This is a genomic window from Mesorhizobium sp. KR9-304, assembly GCF_040049215.1.
Lineage (GTDB): Bacteria > Pseudomonadota > Alphaproteobacteria > Rhizobiales > Rhizobiaceae > Mesorhizobium_K.
Genome location: NZ_JBDZDN010000002.1, coordinates 189,091 through 205,948 on the forward strand (window position 1 = coordinate 189,091; position 16,858 = coordinate 205,948).

Below are 16,858 nucleotides of genomic sequence, written 5' to 3' on the forward strand. Positions count from 1 at the left end.
GGCGCGAGGTTGCCCGGAGTGCCAGAACTAGACGAGTTCGACCTCGACGACACCGGGCACCGCGCGCATGGCGGACGCCACCTGCGGCGAGATGCGATAGCGGTCGGGCAGCTCGATCTCGACTTCGCCCGCAGCACCTTCCTTGATGACGACGAAGCTCACCTGCCCCTCGCCCTTTGCCGAAAGCTGGCCTGCCAGCGTGCCCAGCGGGCCTGGATCGCGGACGTAGATGCGCAGGGCTTTCTGCACCTGGCTGGCCATCTCCTCCAGCGACTGCACGGTCTGGATGCGCAGATTGACGCCCTCGGGCCGGTCCTCGGCCGAGACGGTGATGACAAGCGATTTGCCGGGCTCCAGCATGTCGCGGTACTGCGCGAGACCCTCGGAGAAGAGCACGGCCTCGTACTGCCCGGACGTGTCGGAGAAGCTTACCACGCCCATCTTGTTGCCGGTGCGCGTCTTGCGCTCCTGCTTCGAGGTCACGGTGCCGGCGAGCCTGCCCGCCGTCGCGCCCTGCTTCACGCCGGCCGAGAACTCCGCCCATGTCTGCACGCGCATCTTCTTCAGCGCCGCGCGATATTCGTCGAGCGGATGCGCGGACAGATAGAAGCCGACCACCTGGAACTCGCGGTGCAGCTTTTCCGCCGGCAGCCACGGCTCCGCGAATGGCAGGTGAAGCTTCTGCTGGCTGACCGCCGACCCACCGAACATGTCGGTGATGCCGAGCGCCGCGTCCTCGTAGGCGCGGGAGGCAAGGCCCATCATCCGATCGAGCCCGGCCATCATCGCGGCGCGGTCGTGGCCAAAGCAGTCGAGCGCGCCGGCCATGATCAGCGTTTCCAGAACGCGCTTGCCGACGATCTTCGGATCGACGCGCTCGCAGAAGTCCTCAAGGCTGGCGAACGCCTTCTCCTGCCGTTTGGCGACGATGTGCTCGACGGCGGCGTCGCCGACGCCCTTCAGCGCGGCAAGAGAATAGAAGATCTTGTTTTCGCCGACCTCGAAATCGCGGAAGCCCGTCGTCACCGACGGCGGCGCGACGTCGATGCCGAGACGCAGCGCGTCCTGGCGGAAGTCGGCGAGTTTGTCCGTGTTGCCCATGTCGAGCGTCATCGACGCTGCCAGGAACTCGACCGGATAGTGCGCCTTCAAATAGGCCGTCTGGTAAGAGACCACCGCGTAGGCCGCGGCATGCGATTTGTTGAAGCCGTAGTCGGCGAATTTAGCCAGCAGATCGAAGATGAAGTCGGCCTGCGGCTTCGACAACCCGTTTTTCAGCGCCCCTTCGACGAAGCGCGCGCGCTGCGCGTCCATCTCGGAGCGGATCTTCTTGCCCATGGCGCGGCGCAGAAGATCGGCTTCGCCAAGCGAATAGCCGGACAGTTCCTGCGCGATCTGCATCACCTGTTCCTGGTAGACGATGACGCCTTGCGTCTCCTTCACCAGATGGTCGATCTTGGGGTGGATGGAGGCGATCTCCTCCTCGCCGTGCTTGCGCGCGTTGTAGGTCGGGATGTTCTCCATCGGGCCGGGGCGATAGAGCGCCACCAGCGCGATGATGTCCTCGATGCGGTCAGGCTTCATGCCGACCAGCGCCTTGCGCATGCCCGCACTTTCCACCTGGAAGATGCCGACCACCTCGCCGCGCGACAGCATCAAGTACGTTTTCTCGTCGTCGAGCGGGATATGGGCGAGATCGACGTCGATGCCGCGCCGGCGGATCAGCTTCACCGCTCGGTCGAGCACGGTCAGCGTCTTCAGCCCGAGGAAGTCGAACTTCACCAGTCCGGCCTGCTCGACATATTTCATGTTGAACTGCGTGACCGGCATGTCCGAGCGCGGATCGCGGTACATCGGCACCAGTTCCGACAGCGGCCTGTCGCCGATGACGATGCCGGCCGCATGGGTCGAGGCGTGGCGGTAGAGGCCTTCGAGCTTCTGCGCCATGTCGAGCAGGGTCTGGACCGCCGGCTCGCGTTCCGCCTCCTCCGCGAAGCGCGGCTCGCCCTCGATGGCCTTGGCGAGCGTCACCGGATTGGCCGGGTTCTGCGGCACCATCTTGCAGAGCCGGTCGACCTGTCCGTAGGGCATCTGCAGCACGCGCCCGACATCGCGCAGGACCGCGCGCGCCTGCAGCGTTCCGAAGGTGATGATCTGCGCGACCTGGTCCCGGCCGTATTTCTCCTGCACGTAGCGGATCACCTCGTCGCGGCGGTCCTGGCAGAAGTCGATATCGAAGTCGGGCATCGATACGCGGTCGGGGTTGAGGAAGCGCTCGAAGAGCAGCGAGAAGCGCAGAGGATCGATGTCGGTGATGGTGGTTGACCACGCGACCAGCGAGCCGGCGCCCGAACCGCGGCCCGGGCCGACCGGGATGCCGTGCGCCTTCGCCCATTTGATGAAGTCGGCGACGATCAGGAAGTAGCCCGGATATTTCATCCGCTCGATGACGCCGAGTTCGAACTCCAGCCGTTCGCCATACTGCTCGACGGTGAAGCCCGGCGTCGGGCCGTGCGCGGCAAGCCGCGCCGCCAGCCCTTCGCGCGCCTGCCGCGCCAATTCCGCCGCTTCGGCCTTCACCGCCGCGTCGGCGTCGGCGACGTCGCCGCCGGTGAAGCGCGGCAGGATCGGGTTGCGCGTCCTCGGGTAGTAGGAGCAGCGCCGCGCAATCTCGACCGTGTTGTCGATGGCTTCGGGCAAGTCGGCAAACAACGCCGCCATCTCCTTCTGGCTCTTCAGGAAATGGTCCGGCGCAAGTCGGCGCCGGTCGTCGGCGGCGATGACCGAGCCCGCGGCTATGGCGATCAGCGCATCATGCGCCTCATAGTCTTCGCGCGCCGGAAAGAACGCCTCATTGGTCGCGACCAGCGGCAGTTCGTGAGCGTAGGCCAGGTCGATCGTCTTCGCCTCGATCACGCGGTCGTAGCCCTCGGCACGCTCCAGCTCGACATAAAGCCGGTCGCCGAATATCCGTTTCAGCGTGAGCAGGCGGTTTTCGGCAAGTTGCGCGTGATCGGTCTTCAGCGCCGTTCCGATCGCTCCGCGCGGGCCGCCCGTAAGACAGATCAGGCCTTCGGCATGCTCAGCGACCCAGCCGAGCGAGACATGAACCGCCTCGCCCGGCGCATTCTCCAGATAGGCGCGGCTGACCAGCCGCACGAGATTGCCGTAGCCGGTCTCGTTGGCGGCGATCAGCACGAGCGGATGAAGTTCCGGTCCCTGCCGCTTCTGGTAGCCGCGGTTGGCATCCAGGTTCTCGTCGCCGAAAGCGACATCGATCTGGCAGCCGATGATCGGCTGGATTCCGTCCTTCACTGCATATTGCGCGAATTCGAGCGCGCCGAAGAGATTGTTGGTGTCGCTGGTGGCTATGGCCGGCGCGGCGTCCTTCACCGCATGGGCAACGATCTTCTTCACCGGCAGCGCGCCTTCGAGCAGCGAATAGGCCGAATGCACCCGCAGGTGCACGAATGGCCGGGCCGACGGCTCGGAAGTCGCCGCCTTCATCATCGCGTCACGCAGGATAGGATCGCGCGGCGGCCTTTCGCTGCTCATATCTGCCAATCTCGAGACTCGAGTGGAATGCCACGCCATTGTTCAGGAACGGCGCGGCCAGGTCGAGCAAAAATAAGGCTTTGGCACAGCCTATTGAAGCGGCTGCGCAACTGGCGAGGCTTTTGCCTACTGGCTGTTGCCGCCCTTGCCGAGGATGTCCTGCGCCAGCGCGATCGCGGTGCGGCGGTCGGCTTCGGGAGCAAGCGAGAAGGCTTCTTCCTGCATGCCCCGGATCCACGGCTGATCGGTGGGAGAGGCGCGTTCCAGCGCTGCCGTCATCATGGCAAGCCCGCGCACGATCTTGCCGTTCTGGAAGAGCAGGTTTCCGAGCGTCGCCTGCGCGCCCGCATGGCCCTTCTCGGCCGCCAGTTGGAACCAGCGCCCGGCCTGGCGCATGCTCGCCTTCACGCCGCCTTCGCCCTTGAGGAACATCTTGCCCATCTCGTACTGGGCGCTCGGATTGCGGTAGTTGGCAGCGGCGCGCATGTAATACTCTTGCGCGGCCGCCGCATTGGCCCCGACCGGGCTCCCGGGGATTCCAGTCTTCAGATAGCCCGCCAGCGCCACCAGCGCGTCCGACACGTAGCTTTCCTCGCGGCTGCCGGGTTCGACATCCTGCTCGACGATCTCGGAGAAGAACTTGAACGCCTCGTAGTCATTGCGGGCAACGCCGTCGCCTGCCGCATACATGCGTGCGAGCTTCCACGTCGCGCCGATCTGGCCGTTCTCGGCCGCATAGCGGTAGGCTTCCGCGGCCTGGTCCTTGTGACCGCTCTGGTAGGCCGAATAGCCAAACTGGAAGACGGCCCAGGGGTTGGATTCAGCCTTCACGCCGCCGGCCTCGTCGAACACATTGTCGTCGAACGCCAGCGCAATGCCGGTGCCGGCGGCCGAAGCCGCGGCAACGGCGCCGCCGAACGCGCAAACCCTGACTAACTCATATATCCGCATAGCAGTGTGTTTCTTTCGCGCCGCCCGGATGGGTAACCGCCCCGTCTCGGGCGGGCCCGACCGTTTGTGCATATTTCCAGATCGCGCCGGACTGGTAGTCCGTCCTGCGCGGCTTCCAACTCTTCGCCCGTTCCGCCAGTTCCGCGTCCGGCAGCGCCACTTCGATCGTGCCCTTGGTGGCGTCGATCGTGATGATGTCGCCGTTCTTCAGCAGCCCGATCGGACCGCCCACAGCCGCCTCCGGCCCGACATGGCCGATGCAGAAGCCGCGCGTTGCGCCTGAGAAACGCCCGTCGGTGATGAGGGCCACCTTGCTTCCCATGCCCTGGCCGTAAAGCGCCGCCGTCGTCGACAGCATCTCGCGCATGCCAGGTCCGCCCTTGGGACCCTCGTAGCGGATGACGAGAACCTCGCCTTCCTTGTAATCACGGTTGCCGACCGCCTCGAAACACTCTTCTTCGGAGTCGAAACAACGCGCGGGACCCGAGAATTTCAGCTCGGACATGCCCGCAACCTTCACGATCGCACCCTCGGGAGCAAGATTTCCCCTGAGGCCGACAACCCCGCCGGTCACGGTGATCGGCTTGTCGGCCGGGCGCACGACGTCCTGATTGTCGTTCCAGGAAACATGCTCCATGTTTTCGGCCAAAGTGCGGCCTGTGACCGTCAGGCAGTCGCCATGCAAGTACCCGTTTTCAAACAGGGTTTTCATAAGCAGCGGAATCCCTCCCGCCTCGAACATGTCCTTCGCCACATATTTGCCACCAGGCTTGAGGTCGGCGATGTAAGGCGTCCTCTCGAAGATTCTGGCGACATCGAAAAGGTCGAATTTGATGCCGGCCTCGTGCGCGATCGCCGGCAGGTGCAGCGCGCCGTTGGTCGAGCCGCCGGTGGCGGACACCACAGCCGCCGCGTTCTCCAGCGCCTTCAGCGTGACGATGTCGCGCGGGCGGATGTTCTTGGCGATCAGCTCCATGATCTTTTCGCCGGAGGCGAAGTTGAAGCGGTCGCGCATCTCGTAGGGCGCCGGGGCGCCGCAGGAATAGGGCAGCGCTAGCCCGATCGCCTCGGCGACCGTGGCCATCGTGTTGGCGGTGAACTGTGCCCCGCACGAACCGGCGGATGGACAGGCGGCCTGCTCGACCTCGAACAGTTCGGCGTCGGACATCTTGCCGACCGAATGCTGGCCGACGGCCTCGAACACGTCCTGCACCGTGATCTGGCGGCCGCGCCAGGAGCCCGGCAGGATCGACCCGCCATAGATGAAGATCGACGGCACGTTGAGGCGGACCATCGCCATCATCATGCCGGGCAGCGACTTGTCGCAGCCGGCAAGCCCGACCAGCGCGTCGTAGCAGTGGCCGCGCATGGTCAGTTCGACGGAGTCCGCGATCACCTCGCGTGACACCAGCGACGACTTCATGCCCTGGTGGCCCATGGCGATGCCGTCGGTCACGGTGATGGTGCAGAACTCGCGCGGAGTGCCGCTGGCGGCGGCCACGCCCTTCTTCACCACCTGCGCCTGGCGCATCAGGGAGATGTTGCAGGGAGCGGCCTCGTTCCAGCAACTCGCGACGCCGACGAGCGGCTGTGCGATCTCGGCGGGAGACAGGCCCATGGCGTAAAGGTAGGAACGGTGCGGAGCGCGCGCCGGACCCTCGGTCACGTGGCGGCTCGGCAAATTTGCCTTCGAGATTACCCTGGCGTCCATTCGTTTCCTTGCCGTTCAACTCACGGCACGTTTCCCGTCGTCTGCGTCTTTTCTTGCGGCGCTCGTCCGAAGGAGACTTTCGGGTGCGCCGGGTTTATGGCGGGAACGGGGCAAATTTCCCGGCCGGAACCATACCGCATTGGTTCTTGAGATAGTGTTGCCGAAACGTCACAAATCACGGATGGGCGGCAACCGTAGCGCGCGGGCAACACCCGCATACCCAATAAAAAAGGCCGGCATTGCCGGGCTTTTCGCGAGATTTGAAGTTTCCTACCAGGCGATCCTGTATCCGGCCGAGAGGGCGTAGACCCAGTCGCCGTCGACTGTGTAGCCGAAGCTTGCGCCTTCATCGACCACGCCGACGCCTGTCGGTTGAGCCTCGGCCGAAACGCTGGCCGAGGTCAAATAGCTGATCGCGCCGCCAAACCGGACCTCGCCGCCAAGCTTGTCCTTGAACGAAACGCCGGCGGCGGCTGTGTAGCTGTCGCTGAGCGTATCTTCGGTGGTCGAAACCCCGCGATCCCAGGTAAGGCCAACCACGCCGGAGATGCTTTCGCTGAAGGCATGGCCGATACCGCCGGTCACTGTCCAGCCGTCCTTGTAGTAATATTCAAGTTCCCTCGCGCCCGGAAGCGGACCGCCGAGGATTGTATAATCGAGAGTGTCGAGCACGCTCCAGTCCGTCCATCTAACCGACCCGAAGGCGAGCCAGCCTGGCGCGATGCCGGACTGTACCTTCAACTCAACCGACTGCGGCAGGGTGCCGTCGGCGACGGCAGGGGCCGGTCCTGACGGCCCGTCAAGTGCGGTTGAGAACGTACCGTCCGGCGTGTGATGGACTTCGGATCGGTACATGATCTGGGCCCGCAGGGCAATTTCCGGGATCTCGTACGCGACACCGATACGAAAGCCCGGTTCGTAGTCACCATCGAACTGCAGGGTGGCATCGGTATTGTTTAGTGCAGTGCCAAGCTGGCCCGCTTGCACCGGTGGAACTCCCGCTGCGATGAGACCGGCGGCAACCACCGTGCCGTTGAACAAGACGGTCTGACTGTAGCTGAAATCTTGCAAAAATCCGCCCGCAAGCAACCATGCCCGACCTTTGGCGAGGTCGAACTTGTAGCCGCAGGTCCCAGCGAATTCATTGGTGTCGAACCCCTCCCTGATCGTGCCTGTCCCATCGGCCAGCGAACCGAAAAGGACGGCCTGAGGGCCATATTCTGAATCCGCTCCGAACGGTTGGGTATATGTTCCCGCGCAACGGAAGTCGTCCGTCAGGTTGAACTTAACCGCAGTGCTCGGAATTGCGTAGGTCTGGGTATAGTCACCGTCGGTGCTTGCGTAGGATTGGCCCGGTGTCAGGCCGGCCAGCGGGCCGGCGGGCGGCGCGGTCAGAGTCTCATATCCGCGCTTCGGCATGACGACCGTCACGCTCGCCCGCATGTTGAAGTTGCCTTCTTCGAAAATCAGATCGGTATCGGCCACGCCGCGGCTGAAGCCACCGGCGTTCGCCGTCCCAACCGCCGCCAGCGTCGCGCATCCAGCCAGAAACGCTGTGACATGCAGGCTCTTCATGCCTTCCTCCCCGAAGTACTGCCACAAGCTAAATGGACTTCAGCGATTCTGCGCAACTGACAAATTCGCAGACTGTTCGCGTTCCACGGTGCGGAAGCGCAGGTTTTCACGGAGAAGTTGTGCCTATGGCGCATGAATCACCCATTTTCGGAGGATTCTACGGATTTCTGCTGAGCAAAACCCTTAGGACGCCGCCAGACAGCCTCGAAATTGTGCGGAATTCACGCGCCTGTTACATTATGGCAACAACGCGGCGAAAAATGGTCGCGATACGGGCGTAACGCTGCGGCATTTCGGCCTACGGAATATGCCGCAGCGGCAGGTTGTACGGCCGTTCAGCCTTCGCCGCGCACGCGCGACAGGGCCGTGTCGAGCTTCGTCTGCGCCTCGCGGTACTCGTCGAGCTTCTCGCGTTCGGCGGCCACCACCTCTTCGGGCGCATTGGCCACGAACTTCTCGTTCGAGAGTTTCTTGTGCAGCCGCGCGATCTCTTCGGTCGTCTTGGCGAGTTCCTTCTGCAGCCGCGCCGTCTCCGCTTTCACGTCGATCAGCGTACCGAGCGGCAGGCAGGCGGTCGCCTCGCCCAGCACGAACTGCGCCGAAGCGGCAGGCGCGGCCTCGGCATGGCTGACGTCGCCGACGCGGGCCAGCCGCTTGATCGCCGCCTCGTGACGCGACAGCCGGTCGCGCGTCTCGGCATTGGCGCCGACAAGCACCAGCGGCGCGATGGCCGAAGGCGGCACGTTCATCTCCGAGCGCACCGAGCGGACACCCGAGACCAGGTCGATCAGCCAATTGATCTCCGCCGCCGCACCGGTGTCCTCGAAATCGGGCGCCGGCCATGCCGCATGGCAGAGCAGCGTGGCGCGGGGTTCGCTTTCGCTCGCCGTCTGCGCCCAGAGCTCTTCCGTCATGAACGGCATCATCGGATGAAGCAGCTTGTAGATTTCGTCGAGCACGAAGGCCATCGTCGCCCGGCTCTCGGCCTTGGCGGCCTCGTCGTCGCCCATGAACACAGGCTTCAGCAGCTCGACATACCAATCGCAGAAATAATTCCAGACGAAGCGATAGGCCGAGGCGCCCGCCTCGTTGAACTTGTACGATGTGATGCCGTCGGTGATATCCTTCGCCGCGCGCGTCAGCTCGGTCAGGATCCAGCGGTTGACGGTCAGCTTCGCGTCGTTCAGCCAGAACTCGTCGTTACGCGCCACGCCGTTCATCTCGGCGAAACGCGTTGCGTTCCAGAGTTTGGTGCCGAAGTTGCGGTAGCCGGCGATGCGCGCCGGGTCGAGCTTCACGTCCCGCCCCTGCGCCGCCATGATGGTGAGCGTGAAGCGCAGCGCGTCGGCGCCGTATTCGTCGATCAGTTCCAGCGGATCGATGACGTTGCCCTTCGACTTCGACATCTTGGCGCCGTTCTTGTCGCGCACGAGCGCGTGGACATAGACGGTGTGGAACGGCTCCTCCTTCATGAAATGAAGGCCCATCATCATCATGCGGGCGACCCAGAAGAAGATGATGTCGAAGCCGGTCACCAGAACGTCCGTCTGGTAGTAGGTATCCAGTTCCGGAGTTTTTTCGGGCCAGCCGAGCGTCGAGAACGGCCACAGCGCCGAGGAGAACCAGGTGTCGAGCACGTCCTCGTCGCGGGTCAGGATTTTGCCTGGCTCGTAATTCTCAAGCTGGTCTTCGACCCAGGCTTTCCAGGGGCCTTCCAGCGCCAGATAATATTCCACCGCCGCGCCGAGGGCCTCCTCCTCGGTCTTCTCGACGAAGATATGACCGTCCGGTCCGTACCAGGCCGGGATCTGGTGACCCCACCAGAGTTGGCGCGAGATGCACCAGGGCTGGATGTTCTCCATCCAGTCGAAATAGGTCTTTTCCCAGTTCCTGGGCACGAACTCGGTGCGGCCCTCGCGCACCGATGCGATGGCCGGCTTCGCCAGTTCCGCCGCGTTGACGTACCACTGGTCGGTGAGGAACGGTTCGATGACGACGCCCGAGCGGTCGCCAAAAGGCTGCGTGATCTTCTTGTTCTCGACGTAGGGAACGTCGTTGCCGTCTGCATCCTTGATCGTCACCGCCAGTCCATCGGCGTTGATGGCGGCCACGATGCGCTTGCGGGCCTCATAGCGATCGAGGCCGCGATACTCGTCGGGCACGAGATTGATCGACTCCACTTCCGAATCGGCGGGCAGTTCGCCGCTGCGGACGATCTCGACGGCGCGCGCCGCGCATACCGCGTAAGGCTCGCCGTCCTCGCGCATTGCAGCGACTTCGTTCATCAGGCGGTAGAGCGGAATCCGGTTTCGGCGGGCGACCTGGTAGTCGTTGAAGTCGTGCGCGCCGGTGATCTTCACCGCGCCCGAACCGAAGGCGGGATCGGGGTACTCGTCGGTGATGATCGGGATCAGCCGCCGGTGCTCTTTCGGACCGACGGGAATCTCGCACAGCTTGCCGACGATCGGCGCGTAGCGTTCGTCTGACGGATGGACCGCCACCGCGCCGTCGCCGAGCATCGTTTCGGGGCGGGTCGTGGCGATGGAGATGTAGTTCCGTTCCTCCTGGAAGACGACGGTGCCGTCGGCATCTTTCTCCACATAGGTGTAGGTCTCGCCGCCGGCGAGCGGGTACTTGAAGTGCCACATGTGGCCATCGACTTCGCGACTCTCCACCTCGAGGTCGGAGATGGCGGTCAAGAGCTTCGGGTCCCAGTTGACCAGTCGCTTGTCCTTGTAGATCAAGCCCTGCTTGTAGAGCGTGACGAACACTTCGAGCACGGCCCTGGACAGGCCCTCGTCCATGGTGAAGCGCTCGCGCGACCAGTCGGCTGACGCGCCGAGCCGCTTGAGCTGGTTGAAGATCATGCCGCCCGACTCGGCCTTCCATTCCCAGATCTTCTCGACGAACTGTTCCCGCGTCAGGTCGCGGCGGTGGATCTGCTTCTCCATCAGCTGGCGCTCGACCACCATCTGGGTGGCAATGCCGGCGTGGTCCATGCCGGGCTGCCACAGCACGTTCTTGCCGCGCATGCGCTCGAAGCGCACCAGGATGTCCTGCAGCGTGTTGTTGAGCGCATGCCCCATATGCAGCGAGCCGGTAACGTTTGGCGGCGGAATGACGATCGTGAACGGCTCGGCGTCGGCTTGAGCGCCGGCTCCGGCCGCGAAGGCGTCGGCCTCTTCCCAGATTTTCGCGATCTTCGGCTCGACGGTCTTGGCGTCGTAAGTCTTCTCAAGCATGGCTGCGCTGTCCGGATTTCGGTCGCTGTAAATCGGAAGGCCGCCGGCAAGTCAACCGCGGGTAGCTGCGGGCGGACGGCGCAAACAAAAACGCCGCCCAAGAGCGGCGTCAGTCCGTGCGGCAGGCGGCGGCGCTATTGCGCGCCGCGCGCCACCCGTTCGATTTCCTCGCGCACCAGACGCTCTACCAGCGTCGGCAGGTTGTTCTCCATCCAGTCGCGAAGCAGCGGCGCGATCATCTCCTCGGCCATCTCGTCGAAGGTCTTCCTGCTGCGCGCGGCAAAGGCTTCCGAAAGCTCGCTGAAGGAGGCGGCCACCTGACGCTCGACCCGCTCCGACAATATGGCAGGCTTGGCTGCGGCGATCTCCACGGCCACCGGACGGTTTTGCGTCACGATAGCCGGCCTGCTCTCGATCGCCGCGTCCCGCAACGTCCCCGGCTCGCTCCCGCGCAGCTGGGGCGGCTGAGCGTTGTTCGCCGGCTCGGGTATGCCGAGCAGCGCGCGGGCGTCCTCGCGCGCTATCCGCGAATTCTCGATCGCTTTCTTGATGTCGTCGGGCGAGCGCTCATAGGGGGTCCGCTCGGAAACAGGTCGCTCGGGAGCCGGCCTTTCCGGCGGCATGTCCCATCGCGACGGCATCGCCGCGGCCTCGGCCGTGATCTGCGCCTGCACCTCGGCGAGCGTGACCGGCTTCTTGTGCGCCACCTCGCGCGGCGCCGGCGCGCGCTCCATCGCGTCGATCGGCGTGCGCAGTTCGTTGCGGAAGGCGTCGACCTCGATCACCGTGCGCTCGGCCGATTCCGCGGCCGGCGCCGCAGTGCGGCTCTGCTCGGTCCGGGTCTGCTCCGGTTCGTCGGCCTGCCTGCGGCCAGCGTCATTGTCCTCGATGATGCGCCGGATCGAGGCCAGTATCTCTTCCATGGAAGGTTCGCGCTGTGCGCTGCTTGCTTGTGCCATCGTCGCGTCCGCCGCCCCTGACCAATTCGCAGCTCGCCCGCTCACGGGACGAGTCTGCGAATCATTGGTGAAAGCGTAGCGGACGGAACGTCTTAGGAGAATCCCCAAACTCCGGGTGCCGGGGATTTCAACAGATTGCTATTTCAAAGACTTGCGCGCTGCACCAAGCCGCCGCGCGCAGAGCTCAGCGGCCGTCGGGCGTCCGCAGACCGCCCCACTTGTCCTTGACCGCGTCGTAGTGCTCTTTCGGCCGGTGCACCGCCACCTGGAGGCCGAGACGCTCGGCGGTGAGCGCACCCATCGCCGAAACGATGGCGTAGCTGGCCACCACAACGTCGCGTTCGTCACTCGCCAGATTGATCTGCGCGGTAATCACGTCAGCCTGCGAGTCGAGAACGTCGAGCGTGGTACGCTGGCCGACATTGCGCTCCTCGATCACACCGTTGAGGGCGAGCTGCTGGGCAGCGACCTGCTCGCGGTTGGCGGCGACGCTCTCGCGCGCCGCTACATACTGAGTCCAGGCCGAGACGATCGCCTGGCGCACCTGGTCGCGGCTGACATCGACCTGGATGCGCGCCTGACCGAGCGATTCCTTCGACTGGCGCACCAGCGCCGAAACGCGGCCGCCGGTGTAGATCGGGATCGTCAAGGTAGCGCCGACGCTGGCCGAGTCGTAGGTTCCGTCCTGCGTGCTCCCGACGCCCGGCAGGCCGTTGACTTCGGTGTTCTGATAGCTGCGCGCCACGCCGGCCGACGCCGACACCTGCGGCAGAAGGGCGCCTTCGTTCGATTTCACCGCGAACGCCGCGGCATCGACCAGATGCTCGGTCGCGATGATCGCGGGATGGTCCCCCGCAGCGATCGCAATCGCCTGTTCCATGCTCTTCGGCAACATCTTGGCGAGCGGCGCCCCGGCCTGCAACTTGCCCGGATCGTCGCCTATCACCTGCCGGTAGGTTGCCTCGCTGGTCTGCGCCTGCGCCCGGGCCACCGCGAGCTGCGCGACGGCGGCGGAACGGCTCGCGTCAGCCTGGGCAACGTCCGTCCTTGTGCCCTCGCCGACCTCGAAACGCGAACGCGCGGCGCGCGACTGTTCGGTCAGGAACTGCAAGTTCTGTTCGGTCAGAACGGCGATCTGCCGGTCGCGAATCACATCCATATACGCGCTGGCGGCATCGAACAGCGTGTTCTGTTCGTCGTTGCGCAGGCTTTCGACTGACGCCCTCACCTGCGCCTCGGCAGCGCGGACATTGTTCCTCGTTTGAAAACCGTCGAACAGCATCTGGTCGATCTGCACGCCGAAGGAACCGGTGGTCAGCCGGCTCCGGCCCTTGGTAGTCGTGTAGTCGATGCTTCCGCTGGCTCCGATGGTCGGACGCCAGCCGGACTTCGCGATCGGCACGTTCTCGTCGGTAACGCGCACGCCGGCGCGGCTGGAATTCAAAGTCGAATTAAGCTGGTAGGCTTTTGCCAAAGCGCCGAATAGCGTCTCGGCCGACACCGCCGACGAAGACAGCGCCGTCGCGGCAAAAAGTACGGCGGCGAGAACTTTCCTGGCTACCAACGACACACTCTACCCTCATGCATTCGCAGGAGCCATCAGCCGATTCGGCCGCATATGCTCCTCGCCGGCCATCCGGCACCTGGTTTCCGGCCAATCCCACGCTGAAACAATTTGCGTCAAATCGGCGATGATGGTCCCCGGTCCCTAAAGCAACATGGCTTAGCGGCTCGTGCAAGAGCCAAGCCGTCAGAATTCGAACGCGGGCGCGCGTTCAAATCCCGGTAGTGGCTTTACTGCCGCATTGAACGCTTGGCGTCCCGTGGCGATGCCGTTGGCTTTGACGTAAATGCGCGCCGCGCCGGCATTGCCGCTGCCCTCGGTGACGACAAGCCGGCCGCCTTCCGCAAGTTGCCCAAGCAAGGCCTCCGGAAGCACGTCGACGCTGCCGCCGACGAAGATGACGTCATAGGGAGCGCCTTGCTTGTAACCGGCCTGCAGAGGCCCGCGCACCACCGAGACATTGCCGTAGCCGAGGCCGGCGAGATTTGCCGCGGCTTGATCGGCGAGCGAATTGTCGCACTCCAGGGCTACGACGGATTTGGCCAGCCGGGACAGCACCGCCGCCGAATAGCCGGTGCAGGTTCCGACATCGAGCACCTTGTCGTTGGCGCCGACTTCGGCAAGCTGGATGAGCTTGGCGAGCGGCGACGGCTTCATCAGATAGCGAGCGCCCTGTCCGCCCTGGCCGGAGACGGCAATGTTGTCGTCGATATAGGCAAGCGCCTTGCGAGGCTCGGGCACGAATACCTCGCGCGGCACCTCGAGCATTGCCGACAGCAGCGGCTGGGAAGTCACGTCGGTCGTACGCAACTGGCCGTCGACCATCTTGACGCGAAGTTCGGAGAAATCGGCGGTCATCTTCGTTTGGCCCGACTATGCGCGCGCCGCGCGCCCCTCAGTTACGCATCCCAAGGCGATGGAACCGCCTGGACGCAACGCGCGAAGTGGAGGCCTCGCCCGGAATCGAACCGGGGTGCAAGGATTTGCAGTCCTCTGCGTAACCACTCCGCCACGAGGCCTCGCCGTTTCGGGCGCACGGTTCCAATATGTTGCGGCAGAAATGGCGTCAAGCCGTCGGGCTTCGATCCGCAAGCTTTCCCCGGCCGGGCCGACGTCCGCTTGATGCCACCGCAATCGCGGACTGACCGCAAGGCTCGCCAATGTCGCAATGTCATGAACTTCCTATCGGATGTTCCTTGAGAAACCCGACAACGCGCGCCTTGAAGCTGCGGTCGCCGACGGCAAGCATATGGTCGCGCCCCTCGATCGGGAAGCCTTCTGCGTTCGGCATCATCCCGGCAAGTTCCTCGGGCGAACCGGCTATGTCGTCCCTGGTTCCGACGGCCACCAGTGTCGGTTGCGCGATGCGGGCGACCTCCGCCTCGGTCAGCAGCGTCCGCGAGGCGACGATGCAGGCGGCGAGCGCCTTGCGGTCGCTTTTGGTCTGGTCGGCAAAGGCGCGAAAGCTCTTGCCGCGCGGGTGGGTGACGCTGCCGGCATCATCGGCCAGCAGCGCGGAGGCGATTGGATCCCATTCGCCGACGCCATCGACCATGCCGCTGCCCAGCCCGCCGAAGATCAGCGTAGCGACCTTTTGCGGCTCCGCGAGCGCCAGGAAGGCTGCTATGCGCGCGCCCATCGAATATCCCATCACGTGAGCCCGGGTGATACCGAGGTGGTCGAGCAGGGCCGAAGCGTCGCCGGCCATCTTCTCGGGCGTATAGTCCGCCGCAACGTAGCTCTTCGAGGTTGCACCGTGGCCGCGATTGTCGAAGGCGATGGTGCGGTAGCCGGCGTCGTTCAGCGTCTTCACCCAGCCCGTTGCCACCCAGTTGACCATATGGGTCGAGGCGAAGCCGTGGATCAGCAGCACCGGCTCGGCGCCGGGCGCAGGCTGTTGGTCGATGAAGGCGAAATCGAAGCCGTCATGCTCGAAGAACTGCATCGCGCCGGCAATTCCCTTCAGGGTCGAGACCACGTTTGCCGCCTGCCTGGATTCTGGCCAACCCGACCGCGCCCGACCGCGCCTAGGCCTCTGGCCCTAGCCGTCATTGCCTACCGGCCGCCGCGGCGATCGTCGGATGGCGCAATATGTCGCCGTCCTTGATGCCCGCCTTCTCCGCAGTGCCGCGCTTGAGTTCGAGCACGAACCGAACCGGTTCGCCCGGCGAGATCGGCGCTTCCGAAAATGGCTCGCCCGGCAATATGCCGCGTACCCTGCCGTCCTCTCCGATGAAGATGAGATCGAGCGGCATGGGCGTATTCTTCATCCAGAAGCCGACCTCTTTGGTTTCGGAAAACACGAACAGCATGCCGTGGTCATCGTCCATGGTCTGGCGGAACATCAGCCCGGCGGAACGTTCGCTCCCGTCGTCGGCGATTTCGATCGTAAAAGATCGCTCGCCGCCGGCCGTCTCGGCCACCAGCGGCGCCGCATCGACCGGCAGGCGCATCGCCTGGTCCGCCGACGACTGCGGCATGCCGATATAGAAACCGAGCGCGGCGACGATGGCCACGACCGCAACGACAGCAAGCAGGGATTTGCGAATCATTCGGGCGGTCCCAAGATCACCGGCGGGCCACGGCGCGCCTAGGACCAATCTAGTGCGCGACCGGCAAGGTACCGATATCGGGATGAATTTCGGCAGCCATAAGGCCCTTGTCGCCGCGGCCGTAGCGAACCAGAACGACCTGTCCTGGCCGCAACTCCGTCAGACCGTAACGCCTGAGCGTCTCCATATGCACGAAGATGTCTTCCGTGCCATCGCCGCGCGTCAGGAAGCCGAACCCCTTGGTGCGGTTGAACCATTTGACCAGCGCGCGCTCCAGCCCGCTCTCTGGCGTCACGACCACATGCGTGCGCTGCTCCTGCAACTCGGCCGGATGCACCGCCGTGGAGTTGTCCATGGAGAGCACGCGGAACGCCTGCAGTCCGCGATCGCCCTGCTTGACCAGGCAGACCACCCTCGAGCCTTCGAGCGCCGTGTGAAAACCGTCTCGCCTGAGGCAGGTCACATGGAGGAGAACGTCGCCGAACTGGCCGTCGTCGGGCAGGACGAAACCATAGCCCTTCGCGACGTCGAACCACTTGATGGCGCCGGAAACTTCAACGACTGCCGCATCGCCGCCTTCGTTGCCGACGAAGGCTTCGTCTCCGATTCCCTCACGCCTCGCGATAGAGGCTTTTTCCCCCATCAGAACGCCCCCTGTCGTGGACTGGCACAGCTGATTCTAGGCTCAAGATTAACACTGTGCGTAAGCTTATGTGCAAGGCCTGCTCTGGCTTTTTTCACATATGCAC

Annotated in this window: 11 protein-coding genes and 1 tRNA gene; all 12 read right to left on the reverse strand. The window is 64.3% G+C overall.

The features are described from left to right. Positions 1 to 27: 27 nt before the first annotated feature. The 12 genes from dnaE to ABLE71_RS13240 all read right to left on the reverse strand — a co-directional run bounded on the left by dnaE (position 28) and on the right by ABLE71_RS13240 (position 16,752). A complete protein-coding gene (dnaE, locus tag ABLE71_RS13185) occupies positions 28 to 3,510 on the reverse strand; it encodes a DNA polymerase III subunit alpha (RefSeq protein WP_348784473.1) in 3,483 nt (1,160 codons plus the stop codon). A 171-nt stretch (positions 3,511 to 3,681) separates the two neighbouring features. Further along, complete coding sequence (locus ABLE71_RS13190) at positions 3,682 to 4,506, reverse strand: tetratricopeptide repeat protein (protein WP_348783902.1); 825 nt, start codon at positions 4,504 to 4,506, stop codon at positions 3,682 to 3,684. After that, positions 4,493 to 6,217, reverse strand: a complete 1,725-nt coding sequence (ilvD, locus tag ABLE71_RS13195; RefSeq protein ID WP_348783903.1) for a dihydroxy-acid dehydratase — start codon at positions 6,215 to 6,217, stop codon at positions 4,493 to 4,495. Before ilvD ends, ABLE71_RS13190 begins: the two co-directional genes overlap by 14 nt. Before the next feature lie 270 nt (positions 6,218 to 6,487). Further along, the gene (locus ABLE71_RS13200; protein ID WP_348783904.1) at positions 6,488 to 7,792 is read right to left on the reverse strand and encodes an outer membrane protein transport protein; all 1,305 of its coding nucleotides are present in this window, start codon (positions 7,790 to 7,792) and stop codon (positions 6,488 to 6,490) included. Positions 7,793 to 8,127: 335 nt separating this feature from the next. Further along, on the reverse strand, positions 8,128 to 11,034 hold the full coding sequence (locus tag ABLE71_RS13205) for a valine--tRNA ligase (RefSeq protein WP_348783905.1): 2,907 nt from the start codon (positions 11,032 to 11,034) through the stop codon (positions 8,128 to 8,130). 134 nt (positions 11,035 to 11,168) lie between these two features. Then, positions 11,169 to 11,993 carry a DUF2497 domain-containing protein gene (locus ABLE71_RS13210; RefSeq protein ID WP_348783906.1) on the reverse strand — a complete coding sequence of 275 codons (825 nt, stop codon included), beginning with the start codon at positions 11,991 to 11,993 and terminating at the stop codon, positions 11,169 to 11,171. A 184-nt stretch (positions 11,994 to 12,177) separates the two neighbouring features. Further along, positions 12,178 to 13,563: a TolC family outer membrane protein gene (locus ABLE71_RS13215; protein ID WP_348783907.1), complete on the reverse strand. Its 1,386-nt coding sequence runs from the start codon at positions 13,561 to 13,563 to the stop codon at positions 12,178 to 12,180. A 180-nt stretch (positions 13,564 to 13,743) separates the two neighbouring features. Beyond that, entirely contained in the window at positions 13,744 to 14,415 is a 672-nt protein-coding gene (locus ABLE71_RS13220; protein ID WP_348783908.1) for a protein-L-isoaspartate O-methyltransferase, read from the reverse strand. Between the two features lie 87 nt (positions 14,416 to 14,502). Beyond that, a tRNA-Cys gene (locus ABLE71_RS13225) sits at positions 14,503 to 14,576 on the reverse strand. A gap of 152 nt (positions 14,577 to 14,728) precedes the next feature. Then, positions 14,729 to 15,502 carry an alpha/beta fold hydrolase gene (locus tag ABLE71_RS13230; protein WP_348784474.1) on the reverse strand — a complete coding sequence of 258 codons (774 nt, stop codon included), beginning with the start codon at positions 15,500 to 15,502 and terminating at the stop codon, positions 14,729 to 14,731. A 103-nt stretch (positions 15,503 to 15,605) separates the two neighbouring features. Then, a complete protein-coding gene (locus ABLE71_RS13235) occupies positions 15,606 to 16,109 on the reverse strand; it encodes a DUF192 domain-containing protein (RefSeq protein WP_348783909.1) in 504 nt (167 codons plus the stop codon). 49 nt (positions 16,110 to 16,158) lie between these two features. Then, entirely contained in the window at positions 16,159 to 16,752 is a 594-nt protein-coding gene (locus tag ABLE71_RS13240) for a cold-shock protein (RefSeq protein ID WP_348783910.1), read from the reverse strand. Positions 16,753 to 16,858: the final 106 nt, after the last annotated feature.

Coding starts and splice junctions, on each gene's coding strand:
- dnaE (WP_348784473.1), bottom strand. CDS start 3,510: ATGATGAAGGCGGCGACTTCCGAGCCGTCGGCCCGGCCATTCGTGCAC.
- ABLE71_RS13190 (WP_348783902.1), bottom strand. CDS start 4,506: ATGCGGATATATGAGTTAGTCAGGGTTTGCGCGTTCGGCGGCGCCGTT.
- ilvD (WP_348783903.1), bottom strand. CDS start 6,217: ATGGACGCCAGGGTAATCTCGAAGGCAAATTTGCCGAGCCGCCACGTG.
- ABLE71_RS13200 (WP_348783904.1), bottom strand. CDS start 7,792: ATGAAGAGCCTGCATGTCACAGCGTTTCTGGCTGGATGCGCGACGCTG.
- ABLE71_RS13205 (WP_348783905.1), bottom strand. CDS start 11,034: ATGCTTGAGAAGACTTACGACGCCAAGACCGTCGAGCCGAAGATCGCG.
- ABLE71_RS13210 (WP_348783906.1), bottom strand. CDS start 11,993: ATGGCACAAGCAAGCAGCGCACAGCGCGAACCTTCCATGGAAGAGATA.
- ABLE71_RS13220 (WP_348783908.1), bottom strand. CDS start 14,415: ATGACCGCCGATTTCTCCGAACTTCGCGTCAAGATGGTCGACGGCCAG.
- ABLE71_RS13230 (WP_348784474.1), bottom strand. CDS start 15,502: ATGCAGTTCTTCGAGCATGACGGCTTCGATTTCGCCTTCATCGACCAA.
- ABLE71_RS13235 (WP_348783909.1), bottom strand. CDS start 16,109: ATGATTCGCAAATCCCTGCTTGCTGTCGTTGCGGTCGTGGCCATCGTC.
- ABLE71_RS13240 (WP_348783910.1), bottom strand. CDS start 16,752: ATGGGGGAAAAAGCCTCTATCGCGAGGCGTGAGGGAATCGGAGACGAA.